The organism is Gluconobacter oxydans (assembly GCF_006539685.1).
Classification (GTDB): Bacteria; Pseudomonadota; Alphaproteobacteria; order Acetobacterales; family Acetobacteraceae; genus Gluconobacter; species Gluconobacter oxydans.
This window is the reverse complement of sequence record NZ_BJNM01000042.1, coordinates 1-12368: the sequence shown is the minus strand read 5'-3', so window position 1 is coordinate 12368 and position 12368 is coordinate 1. Positions and strand designations below refer to the sequence as shown.

Below are 12368 nucleotides of genomic sequence, written 5' to 3'. Positions count from 1 at the left end.
CCACATTCGCTGTCCGGATCGCACCATGCCTCATGAGACCCTTCAGACCAGCCCCCGACAGGACCAGATCGTGCGTCTGGTCCGCAGCCAGGGCTACATGGCCAATGAGGAGATGGCCCAGCATTTCGGCGTTGCGGTCCAGACCATTCGCCGGGATGTGACCTATCTCGCCGGGCTGGGTCTGCTGTGCCGGCATCATGGTGGTGCGACGCCGGTTTCGACAGTCGAGAACCTGGATTATGACGCGCGTCAGATTCTCAATTCCGCGTCAAAGACCGCGATCGGGCGTTATGCCGCCGCGCTGATTCCAGACCGATCTTCGCTGTTCATCAATATCGGCACCACGACGGAAGCCTTCGCCCGTGCGCTGACAAACCACAGGGATCTGCGGATTGTGACGAACAACCTGCATGTCGCGTCGCTGGTTTCGGGGCGGGCGGATTTTCATACCGTCCTTGCCGGCGGGCAGTTGCGACCACGGGACGGGGCCATTCTCGGGGCCACCGCGATCGAGACGCTGTCGTCCTTTCGCACGGAATTCGGGGTGATCGGGATCAGCGGAATCGAGGAAGACGGAACCCTGCTGGATTTCGATCTGAGCGAGATCCAGTGCGCGCGGACCATCATCCGCAATTCACGCCGCGTCCTGCTTCTGGCCGATCACACCAAGTTCACTCGCCGCCCCATGGGGCGGGTCGGCAATCTTGAGGATATTGATGATCTGATTACCGACCGGCCGGTCTCCGAGGCGTTTCAGCGCCATCTGGACGCGGCAGGCGTCACGCTCCATGTGGCTGAAAATAACGTCTGATTCCTCACAGCTCCACACTATTGCGTTACGAATCACATAAAACGCTTTCTTTATCGCTCAACATGCTCCAAAACGAACATCGACCGCTCGTTTTGGAGCGTGATGACAGGAGAGTGTGATGTCATCGATTCACGAGGTTTCATCCCCGGCCGGCGCATCCGCGCCTTACGACCTGCTGGTTGTGGGTGGCGGGATCAACGGCTGTGGAATTGCGAGGGATGCCGCAGGCAGGGGGGCAAGCGTGCTTCTCGTCGAGCAGGATGACCTTGCCAGCCATACGTCGTCCGCAAGCACCAAGCTGATTCACGGTGGCCTGCGCTATCTCGAATATTATGAATTCCGGCTGGTCCGCGAGGCCCTGATGGAGCGCGAGCGTCTGCTGAAGATCGCACCGCACATCATCTGGCCGATGCGCTTCGTGCTGCCGCATTCCAAGATGCTGCGTCCGGCCTGGCTGCTGCGGACGGGACTGTTCCTTTACGATCATCTGTGCCCGAACATGACGCTGCCCCGAACGAAGGCTCTGAACCTGCGGACGGCTCCGGCCGGAAAGCCGCTGCGTTCGGACTATGTGCGCGGTTTCGAATATTCGGATGGCTGGGTGCAGGACAGCCGGCTCGTGGTTCTCAATGCCATGGACGCCGTGCGCGTTGGCGCGAAGATCGAAACGCGGACCCGTCTCGTCAAAGCCGTGCGTGGACCGCAGGGCTGGACCGCCACGCTTGAAAACACCCGCACGGGTGAGCAGAGCACGGTTCAGGCCAAGGCGCTCGTCAATGCGGCAGGTCCGTGGGTTGCGGAACTGCTGAAGGATCGTCTGAACGTGCCGAGCCGCAACCGCGTGCGTCTGGTCAAGGGCAGCCACATCGTGGTGCCGCGCGTCTTCGAAGGCTCGCAGGCTTACATTTTCCAGAACCCGGACAAGCGGATCGTTTTCGCCATTCCCTACGAGCAGGATTTCACCCTGATCGGCACCACAGATGTTCCGTGGGAGCAGGATCCGGGTCATGTCGAGATCTCGCCTGACGAAATCACCTATCTGTGCGAGAGCGTGAACCGCTACTTCACGAAGACCCTCCGTCCTGAAGACGTCGTCTGGACGTATGCGGGCGTGCGTCCGCTGTATGACGACAATTCGGGCAACGCTTCGGCTGTCACGCGCGATTACGTCCTGGATGTGGATGCGACTGCCGCGCCGATCCTGTCGGTTTTCGGCGGCAAGATTACGACTTTCCGCAAGCTGGCCGAACACGCTGTTGAGAAGCTGGCGCCCCATCTTCCGGTCCTGCGCAAGCCGGGCTGGACGGACGGCACGCCGCTTCCGGGTGGCGAGTTCGCGCCGAAGGATTTCGACGCCCAGCTCAGCCGTTTCCGGGCTCATGCGCCGCATCTGTCCGAGCGCACGTCCTGGCGTCTGATGCGCAATTACGGCCTGCGCGCCTATATCATCGCCACGTCCACGCCCGAAGGGATGGGCCAGATGTTCGGTGACACGCTTAGCGCCCGTGAAGTGGACTACCTCATCGACAACGAATGGGCCCGTACCGCCGAGGATATCCTGTGGCGTCGCTCGCGGCTTGGCCTGTTTGTCAGCGATGCCGATCGCGCGGCCCTTCAGACCTATGTCGAAGGCCGTCTGCAGGGGGATGTCACCCCTCTTTCCAATCCAGGCCAGGTCGCACGTCAGAACGTCGCCTGAGCTTTATCGCTTCCTTTTTCATGGCGGATGCCAGTCATGTCAGAAAACAGGCGTTACCTTGGTGAGCTCCTCTCGGAGTTCTTCGCTGTCGCAATCATCATCCTCTTCGGAGATGGGGTTGCGGCCATGTACTCGCTCTACGATCCCAGTCCGTACAAATCGGCCTACTGGGGCGTGTGCATCGTCTGGGGTCTGGGCGTGACGGTGGCGATCTATGCCACCGGCGCGATCAGCGGCACTCATGCAAACCCGGCGGTCACCCTTTCGCTGGCCATGTTCCGTGGTTTCTCGTGGAAGAAAGTGATTCCTTACATGAGCGTTCAAGTACTCGGTGGTTTTGCCGGTGCGGCGCTGGTGTACTCGCTTTACGTGCCGGTCATCGACCACTTCAACATGGCGCATAACCTGACGCGCGCCGTCGATGGTGGCTCGGCTGGCGTGTTCTTCACCCATCCCGGTGATTACGTGACGGTGGCGCATGCGTTCTGGGACGAGCTGGTCCTGACGGCGGCTCTGGTCTTCGGGATCTTCGCGATCACCTGCCAGTACAATACGCAGGCCCCTCAGGCGAACTCCAGCGCGCTGATCATCGGTCTGCTGGTTGCGATCATCGGTGCGTCCTGTGGCTATCTGGATGCCTGGGCCATCAATCCGGCCCGTGATTTCGGCCCGCGCCTGTTCTGCTTCTTCGCAGGCTGGGGACAAAGCGCACTGCCGGCTCCGGGCAATTACTTCTGGGTTCCTGTCGTGGCGCCGCTGGTCGGTGGTCCGATCGGGGCGGCCCTGTACCAGTTCGGCCTGCGTCCCTTCATGCCGCGTTATCTGGAACAGACCGTCACCGTAGCGCCGGACGGGATCAATCCCGCCGAGCCGGTCCTGGTCGTGTCCAACCCGGACGACCCCGCGTTTCCCGTCGTCAACCGGGTCTCCTGAAATCCGTCTGAAACCCTTCGAACTTCCAAGACCTTTCGCCGGAGAACACATCATGAGCAAGAAAGACTGCATCCTCGCCATTGATCAGGGCACGACCTCGACCCGCAGCATTGTCTTCGGAAAAGATGCGCAGGCTCTGGCCATTTCCCGCCGCGAGTTCCCGCAGCATTATCCCGAGCTGGGCTGGGTTGAGCACGATGTCGAGGACATCTGGCGTGATGTGCTCGCCACCGCGCGCGAGACGATCGAGGAGGTCGGAGGGCCGGAGCGCATTGCGGCTCTGGGCATTACCAACCAGCGCGAAACCATCGTGATCTGGGACCGCGAGACGGGCCGCGCCATCCATCGCGCGCTCGTCTGGCAGGACCGCCGCACGGCGCATGAATGCAACCTCCTGCGCCAGCAGGGCAAGGAAGCCATGGTCCGTGAAAAGACGGGCCTGCTGCTGGATCCCTATTTCTCGGCAAGCAAGATCGCCTGGCTGCTCGATCATGTCCCCGATGCCCGTCGCCGCGCGGAAGCGGGCGAACTGGCGGCTGGCACGATCGACAGCTTCCTGCTGTGGCGTCTGACCGGCGGCAAGCGCCATGCGACGGACATCACCAATGCCTGCCGCACCTCGCTCTTCAACATCCACACGCAGGAATGGGACGAGGAGCTTCTGAAGCTCTTCAATGTGCCGCGCGCCCTTCTGCCGGAAGTCTGCGACAACAGCAGCGATTTCGGTGAGACGGAAGCCAAGCTGTTCGGCGAGAAGATCGCCATCGGCGGCATGGCGGGCGACCAGCACGCCGCTGTCATCGGGCAGGCGTGCTTCCACGAGGGTATGGCCAAGGCGACTTACGGCACGGGCTGCTTCATGCTGCTCAACACCGGCGAGAAGCCGATCATGTCCAACAACCGCCTGCTGACCACGATCGCCTATCGCATCGGCGGCAAGACTTTCTACGCGCTGGAAGGTTCCATCTTCGTGGCGGGCGCCGGCATCAAGTGGCTGCGTGACGGGCTGAAGCTGATCACGCATGCTTCCCAGACCGACGATATGGCGACCCGCATCCCGGACAGCCATGGCGTCTACATGGTGCCGGCTTTCGTTGGTCTTGGCGCCCCTCACTGGGACCCGGATTCACGTGGTCTGATCTGTGGCCTGACGCTTGGTTCCACGCAGGCGCATATCGCGCGTGCCATGCTGGAATCCGTAGCTTACCAGACCTATGACCTGATCCGCGCCATGCGTGAGGACGGGGCCATGCGGACCAGCATCCTGCGCATCGACGGAGGCATGGCCGTCAATGACTGGTTCGCCCAGTTCCTGTCCTCCATGCTCAAGGCTGAGGTCGAGCGTCCGGTCAATATCGAGACCACGGCCCTTGGCGCCGCCTTCCTGGCGGGTTTGCAGGTCGGACTGTGGAAGAGCCTGGATGAAGTCACGGCCACCTGGAAGCAGGAGCGTGTTTTCGCACCGAAGATGGACCCGGCACAGCGCCGGATCATGATCGATGGCTGGCACGATGCCGTTCGCCGCACGCTGACACCCAGTGCGCCGGTTGCGCATTCCAGCGTGGAAACGACAGCCAGTCAGGCGGCTTGAGCGTTAAACGAAAGCGTTAACTCCATGAAAAAACCGGCACCAGAACAGGTGCCGGTTTTTTTGTCTGTCCAGTGCCTTAGGCTGTGAAGAACTGGCTGAAACCCATTCCGCGCAGGGCTCGGCGATAGGCGATCGAACTGCGATCCGCCATTACATGCGCTTCCAGTGTCGGATCGAGCGGCAGGTTCTCGGGCTTCTGCGCCTCGACCAGCGCACGGTCTTCCTCAAAGACCTTCCGGTTGAAATCATAGACCGCCTGAATCGGGATATGCTTGTCGAAGTTCTTACAGATCGGCGAGAACATGCGTGTCATCCTTGCCGAGACGGGGGAGGCGGCATTCATGATGACCAGTCGCCCGTTATCCGGAAAATGGATTTCCAGCGTGGCTACGAAAGGCACATGGACGCGGAAATGCCGCAGCCATTCGAAACCCGGCTTCTCCCAGTCCTCATGCCCGACCGGAAAATTGCTGACCGTGCTGCGATATTCAGCCTCGAACCCGTCTTTTGTCATTCTGGGCATGTAGGAGGGAACGACGGGATTATCGGGATCGGCGAAGGTCTCAGTATGGACGAAGGCGAAATGCGCCACGTCGATGAAGCCTTCAACCTGCCGTCCCGCAAAACCCGCGATGTCGATCCAGGGGCAGTTGATCTGCTGATACTCCGGCTCGTCCCAGTGCGGCATTGGCGGGATCGTCACGGTCCCGTCGGAATTCAGGCAGGTCCAGATCAGCCCGTATCGCTCGACGGCCGGATAGGTGCGCAGGTTCAGTTTTGAGGGAATGGCGCTGTCAGGATGGGCGGGCACACGCACGCATTTTCCGCCATTGCCGAAGCGAAAGCCATGATAGGCGCAGGCAATCGTTTCCCCATTGCCCGTGCCCATGCTGAGCGGGACGTCACGATGCGGGCAAAGATCATCCGCGATCACGATCGTCCCGCTCGCGCGATAAAGCACGAGCGGCGCGTCGAGAAGCGTTACGCCCAGCGGCTTTTCTTCCAGTTCGCGCACCAGCGCCACCGGATGCCAGCAGCGGGAGAGAAGATCCCAGTCCGCCGCTTCGAACGTGCAGTTGCGGGGCAGGGGCGCGGCGGCGGTCTGTGAGATCATGGGAAGCTCCTGAACATGAGAAGCCATCATTCATGATCCGACTGTTCGCGGATATATCAAATTATATGATAAGCCGTTCTCGAAAAGAGATCGCTTGAGTGAGATCAGGCGCTTTTTATGGAGTTCCGGCTTTGATCTTGCGGGAGGTGGCAGTATCCTGCCTGTCAGTCCGGAAAATGAACGAACGCGACTGGCGTGTTTGTCCCATCCTCTGCCGGCAAACAGGAAGTATGTCCGCATGACCGTCCCGCAGCAGTCCAGCCCTTTTTTCCAGCAGCTGCGTCAGATCAACGGCGATCGGGGATTTCTTGCAAATCTGGGCGGTTTCTTCTGCGTCAGCTGCATGATGGGACTGGGCAACCTGTTCAGCCAGTCCCTGTTTCATGAAAACATGGCATGGCTTCTCGGGCCACTCATGGTCATGATCGCGCTCTATTTCTTCCTGCCGTATTTCATCCTGCTGCTGACGAACAAGCGCTCCAGCGATGGCTGATCCCGGAGAGTTCCACAAAAAAGGGGAGATGGACCAGGTCCGTCTCCCCTTTCTGCTGCGCGGAACGGGCAGGCGTCAGTGCTGCGTATGCTCCTTGCGGACCTGGGCGACCTGATCCGCCGTCACCTGATAGGTGCCGCTGCCGAAGGTCTTGCTGACATAGTTCACGAGGCTCGCGACTTCCTCGTCATCCAGGCGCTGTACATCCGACGTGCTGCCGAAAGCCGGCATGCTGGCATGGCCATCCGCCGTCTTGCGGTTCACACCGGTCAGGATCGTCATGATCAGATTGTCCGGACGACCGGCGCCCACGACGGAGTTTTTGTACAGGAACGGCGCATACTGATCGGCCGTACCTGCACCATTCTGCCCGTGACAGGCAGCGCAGTTGGCGTCGAACAGGTTTTCCGGGTTCTTGTGAGACAGGTTGGCGATCCGGGTCAGCTCGCCTGAGCGCAGATCAGGGATATCGTTCGCCTTGCCGAAAGCATCACGCAGCTGATGATCGGCCGTGTCGTCAATCGGCTTGACCTGAAGCACGAAGGCCGCAAGCGCATGCAGATCAGCATCCGTCAGATGGCTCGTGCTGTGTTCGACAGCTTCGCCCATCGGGCCGGCCGCCTGGCTTTTGCCCTTGACCCGTCCGGTGCGCAGATACTGGACGACGTCGTCTTCGTTCCAGTCTCCGATCCCGCCGGTCTTGCTCGGGGTGATGTTCGGAGCATACCAGCCGGCAACCGGACTTCCCGCCAGGAACTCGTCGGATTTCTCCATGAGCATCACGTTGCGGGGTGTGTGGCATGTCCCGCAATGCTCAAGTGCCGTGGCAAGATACTTGCCGCGCCGCAGCTTGTCATAGGTCGCGGAATCGCCGGTTTCCTGCTTCTCGCTGCCCGCCAGCATGTTCCAGCCCGACAGGGTCAGGCGGATATTGCTGGGAAAGCTGAGCTGGGTTGCGGGCGGCGTTTCGGCAACAGGTTTGACCCCGTTCATGAACCAGACATAGAGCGCGTGAATGTCCTGATCCGTCATGCCGGCATAAGAGACATACGGCATTACGGGATACAGGTTCTCGCCATCGCGACGCTTGCCGCGACGCAGGGCCTGCTCGAAGTCATGCTCCGAGTACTTCCCGATGCCATGATCGGCGTCCGGAGTGATGTTCGTGGAAATGATGTCGCCCATGGGTGTGGCGATCTTCAGCCCACCGGCGAACGGCGTGCCGCCCGGCTTGGTGTGACAAGCGATGCAGTCCGCCGCCGTGGCGAGATAGGCGCCACGGTTCATGACATCCTGATCCACATCCGCCGCCCGTGCAGCATGACCGGACAGTCCGTCCAGAACCGTTCCACCAATAAGGAAAGACCAGAAAACGGTTTTGAAATCAGGCATGGAGCAGTTCTTTTTTCAGCGTATCGGCAACACGAAGCGCAAGGGCTGCGACGGTGAGGGTGATGTTCCCGGTTCCGACCGTGGAGAACACGGACGAACTCGCGATGAACAGGTTTTCGTGGTCATGCGTCCGGCAATGGCCGTCCACCACGGAATCCTTGGGGTCCACACCCATGATGGTGCTGCCCGAGGGATGATCCTGCGGGAAGTAACCCGGCGTCCACTGCTCGTCCGTGCCGTGCATCAGGCCGATGAGGTTCTTGAACAGGCCGCGCGTGTGCTCGCAGCCGCGGACCGTATATTCCGGCAGCTTGTAATAGACATCAGGATGCGGAATCCCGAGCGCATCCTTGTGCGTCGTGCTCAGCGTCAGGCGGTTGTCCGGGTCGGGCAGGGCCTCGTTATGGCTGAACAGACGGACCGTATGGGAGGCCAGATAGCGGATCTGCTCTTCCAAGTCCTTGCCGACATAACCCTTTGAAATTGCAAGCTGCGTTGCGAAATCGACCTGGTTGTCATCGACCATGTGCACAAGATACGCGCCGCGGTCGCCACGCCAGTCGCCATCACGGAAATTGTCGATCACGTTCGTTTCGAGCGGACCACGTCCCGGCCACAGGGCCTTGTCACCACTGATGAACGTCACCTGCACGCCGGTATGATCCATCATGTTCCGGCCGACATGGCCCGAGCTGTTGGCAATACCATCGGGGCTCTGCTCGTCTGCCGAAACCAGCAGCAGCTTGGCCGTCTCGATGCAGTGGACGGCGATCACGAAATACTTGCCGGTCACACGGTGCGATCCCTTGTCCGGATCGTAGTAGTGAACGGCTGTCACCTTCTTGTTCGCGCTGTCACGCTCGATCTTGTAGACGACCGCGTTCGGTACGAACTTCGCCCCGGCGGCTTCGGCGTGATAGACGGAATATCCGCCGTTATACATCGCCCCGATTGGGCAGATCGGCATGCAGTTGTTGTGCCCCTCGCAGGTCGGGCGGCCGTCATAGGGCTTCGTGTTCCGGGCCTGCGGCTCATGCACGACGCGATAGGGCGTCTTTTCGCTGATGAGTTTGCGGAACTGCTGCGCCGCGTAGGAAATCGGCAGCGCTTCCATCGGGTAGGGCTGCTTGCGCGGGGAGCCCAGATCCTCGACTTTCGGGTCCGGACCGCACACGCCCATCATGACTTCGGCCTGATAATAGAATGGCTCGAGATCGTCGTATTTCAGCGCCCAGTCACGGCCCTGACCATAGCGGGTCTTGAGCTTGAAATCGGACGGAAGATAACGCCATGCACACCCGGCCCAGTGCCAGGTCGTGCCACCCATCATCCGCAGATACACCTGCTGATAGGCTTCGGCGTTCGGGCCGCTCGTATGCAGGTACTTGTTGGGCGTGATCTGGTTGGGCGGATGCTCGGCCTAGGGCGTGGACGGGAAAGGCCCCTGATAGGAGGGCTTGTTTTCCAGATTGCGGAAGTTGTCCACGAAATGCTGCCGGTCCACACGCGGGCCGGCTTCGAGGACGATGACGGAAATGCCTGCGCGCGCCAGTTCGTTCGCGATGGAACTGCCCGCAACGCCGGATCCGACGATGACGACATCGGCGGAAAGATTTTGATCTGAAGACATAGGAGATGCTGTTCCCGCTCTCAGGTAGGTTCCACGTCGAACTTCGATGGCGACAGCGCAGGCGCGCCGGTCGGTTTGTCGACTTCAGGCGGCTGCGTCGTCCAGTAGAACGGGCCGCCTGCGGCATAGGTCTTGGGGTAGATGGCGTCCTTGGTGATGTCGAACATCAGCGCCGAGCGATAGACCACGACCTTGCCGTCCGCGACGCCGCGATACCAGCCGGTCATGAGGTCATGAATGACATCCTTGAACGCCGGATCGGCCTGTTCGGCTGCTTTGGCGAAAGCAGAGGCGCTCTCGTAGGTTCCGCCGTCCAGCAGGTCAGCCAGCTTTGACAGCTGGGCCTTGCGCTCGGGGCCCGACTGGAGAATGCGCTCGTAAAGCGCCTTTCCGATCCGCGGGTCGAGAGAGGAGCGGTCCGTCAGGCGTGTCGAGACCTTCATGAAGCGTTCAAGTTCAGGATCGGCGCCGGTTGCAGGCTCTGCGGCCACGACATTTCCAGCTGCCAGAACACCCATGCCGGCCATGCCCGTCATCAGCGTATCACGACGTGACATCCGCATCAGCCGGTTCAGGCGCATGGCATTGGGAGAGGAAACATGGAGGTCAACAAGAGGGCAGTGACGATCTTTCGTCATGTAAAATCACTCTTCGCATACACTCGAGACTGATGACAGGACCGTGATCCGCGTCACCTTCAGAGGTCCGCAGCCTACAGAGACAGCGTGATCATGCAACCGTGAACGGCCAATTATCCGGAAATAATCCCGCAAAAGGGTAAGTCAGGAAGAGATATCGGGGAAGGATAACTAACGGAAACGCACGTTGTCTTATTATGGTTTCCAAGGATTTCCGAAGATCTGCGGAAGGATTTATTACCTCTGTCCTTCGTGAATTAGGCAGAGTCGGCACCGGCTTCTCATCTGGGGCTTTTTCGACGTTGCGAATGTTTCGCAACTCCGCGTCTTGATGAAGAAATAGGGTACTTTTACGGTCCTGTAAAAGAAAAGGGGCGCAGATGTGACCCTGCGCCCCTTCAATACTGCTGCCAGAAGGGGCGGGCTATGTACCCACCCCCATGAAGACCAGCGCCGTTGTCATCAATCCGACCAGAATGGCCAGAACGATGCTGCATTTCAGTGTGAACTGGAGCAGCGCGCCCTCCTGTCCCACCAGTCCCACGGCAGCCGAAGCCACGGCGATGGATTGTGGAGAGATCATTTTTCCTACCGCCCCGCCAACCGTGTTGGCTGCAACCAGCAGCTCTCCGCTAACCCCGATCTGACGGCCGGTTGCCGCCTGAAGCCCGCCAAACAGCGCATTTGAGGACGTATCGGAGCCTGTCAGGAAAACACCGAGCCAGCCAAGCAGAGGCGCGAAGAAGGTGAACGCGCCCTTGGTCATCGCCAGAACCAGGGCCAGCGTCGTGGAAAGGCCGGAATAGTTGGCGAGAAACGCGAAGGCCAGCACCATGCCGATGGCATAGATGGGCGTTTTCAGTTCCCGCAGTGTGTCCGTGAAGGTCGCGACAGCGTCCTTCGGGCGCATTTTCAGGAACAGGACGGACATGACGCCTGCCAGCAGGATGGCCGTACCCACGGAGGATACGAAATCCACCTTGAAGATCGCGGCATAAGGCGTCGGGCTGGGAACGATCGGCGCCATTTTCAGGACGAGGTTGTGCAGCCCCGGGAAGCGGATGACGAGCACCGTCCAGTCCAGCGGTCCACCGGCTGCGAAGAGGACCTTGAAGGGTTTGATGCTCCAGACCGCCACGAAAGCCGTCAGGATGATGAAGGGAGACCAGGCCCGCAGGATCTGCGGTGCCGTATAGGTTGCCTTCTCGACGATGGTGTCGGCGGGTGTCTCTCCGGTTTCGAAGCGGAAAATCCGGCTCGGCTTCCAGATCCGAAGGAAGACGGGGATCGCTACCATCGTGACCAGCGGGGCGATGATGTCGGGAAGCTCGGGGCCGATCACGAGGGCCGTCAGGGTCTGTGTAATGGCGAAAGTGGCGCCTGTGACGAGAATGACGGGCCATGTCTCACGGATGCCCCGCAGTCCGTCAACCACGCCGACCAGCCAGAACGGGATGACGACGCCGATCACGATCAGCTGCATCACGACCAGCCGGCCGACCATGTACGGTTCCGCTCCGATCACCTGGGCCCCCACGATCACAGGGATGCCCATCGCGCCGAACGCACCGGGTGCCGCATTGGCGATCAGGCACAGTCCGGCGGCGTAAATCGGCGGAAAGCCGAGGCCGACGAGCAGGGCTGTCGTGATGGCCACCGGTGCGCCGAAACCGGCAGCGCCTTCCAGAAACGCCCCGAACGCGAAGGCGACGAGAAGAAGCTGGATGCGCTGGTCTTCCGACACCGTCGAAATCGAATGACGGATGATGTCGAACTGACCTGTGCGAACGGAGACTTTATAGAGAAAGACCGCTCCGATGATGATCCATGAAATGGGCCATAAGCCGTAGGCAAAACCGTAGAGACACGCTGCCAGGGCCATGAAGACGGGCATGCCGTAGAATGCGACAGCCAGTGCAAAGGTAATTCCGACAGTAATCGTACAGGCAATGTGCCCTTTCATGTGCAGGTACAGCAGGGCGAAGAAGAAAAACAGGATCGGGATGAGAGCGACCGCGCCGGAAATCCAGATATTTCCTATGGGATCGTAGACTTGTGCCCAAGGTG

At 60.3% G+C, this 12368-nt stretch carries 9 protein-coding genes and 1 pseudogene; 5 read left to right on the top strand and 5 right to left on the bottom strand.

Annotated features, from left to right (window positions below):
- The first annotated feature begins 25 nt into the window (after window positions 1-25).
- From GOX01_RS11440 to glpK, 4 genes are all read left to right on the top strand, one after another.
- Window positions 26-811, top strand: coding sequence for a DeoR/GlpR family DNA-binding transcription regulator (locus GOX01_RS11440; protein WP_011253600.1), 786 nt, complete (start codon window positions 26-28; stop codon window positions 809-811).
- A gap of 118 nt (window positions 812-929) precedes the next feature.
- Window positions 930-2510: a glycerol-3-phosphate dehydrogenase gene (glpD, locus tag GOX01_RS11435; protein ID WP_011253601.1), complete on the top strand. Its 1581-nt coding sequence runs from the start codon at window positions 930-932 to the stop codon at window positions 2508-2510.
- A 36-nt stretch (window positions 2511-2546) separates the two neighbouring features.
- Complete coding sequence (locus GOX01_RS11430) at window positions 2547-3443, top strand: MIP/aquaporin family protein (protein ID WP_024717097.1); 897 nt, start codon at window positions 2547-2549, stop codon at window positions 3441-3443.
- A gap of 52 nt (window positions 3444-3495) precedes the next feature.
- Window positions 3496-5034, top strand: coding sequence for a glycerol kinase GlpK (gene glpK, locus GOX01_RS11425; protein WP_011253603.1), 1539 nt, complete (start codon window positions 3496-3498; stop codon window positions 5032-5034).
- A 76-nt stretch (window positions 5035-5110) separates the two neighbouring features.
- On the opposite strand, the gene GOX01_RS11420 is transcribed toward glpK, so the two are convergent.
- Window positions 5111-6148 (bottom strand): Rieske 2Fe-2S domain-containing protein, encoded by a 1038-nt coding sequence (locus tag GOX01_RS11420; RefSeq protein WP_062269464.1) that lies wholly within the window; start codon window positions 6146-6148, stop codon window positions 5111-5113.
- 238 nt (window positions 6149-6386) lie between these two features.
- Between GOX01_RS11420 and GOX01_RS11415 the strand changes: the two genes are divergently transcribed.
- Window positions 6387-6641: a hypothetical protein gene (locus tag GOX01_RS11415; protein WP_011253606.1), complete on the top strand. Its 255-nt coding sequence runs from the start codon at window positions 6387-6389 to the stop codon at window positions 6639-6641.
- 75 nt (window positions 6642-6716) lie between these two features.
- Here the strand turns inward: GOX01_RS11415 and GOX01_RS11410 are convergent, their stop codons facing one another.
- The 4 genes and pseudogenes from GOX01_RS11410 to GOX01_RS11395 all read right to left on the bottom strand — a co-directional run.
- Window positions 6717-8033 (bottom strand): c-type cytochrome, encoded by a 1317-nt coding sequence (locus GOX01_RS11410; RefSeq protein WP_062269462.1) that lies wholly within the window; start codon window positions 8031-8033, stop codon window positions 6717-6719.
- Window positions 8026-9663: pseudogene (locus tag GOX01_RS11405) on the bottom strand (GMC family oxidoreductase). The gene GOX01_RS11410 and the pseudogene GOX01_RS11405 overlap by 8 nt, the downstream one beginning before the upstream one ends.
- Window positions 9664-9683: 20 nt before the next feature.
- Window positions 9684-10301, bottom strand: a complete 618-nt coding sequence (locus GOX01_RS11400; RefSeq protein WP_011253610.1) for a sorbitol dehydrogenase family protein — start codon at window positions 10299-10301, stop codon at window positions 9684-9686.
- Window positions 10302-10725: 424 nt separating this feature from the next.
- Window positions 10726-12368: lactate permease LctP family transporter (locus tag GOX01_RS11395; protein ID WP_141259256.1), on the bottom strand; the 1643-nt coding region annotated here is incomplete at its 5' end.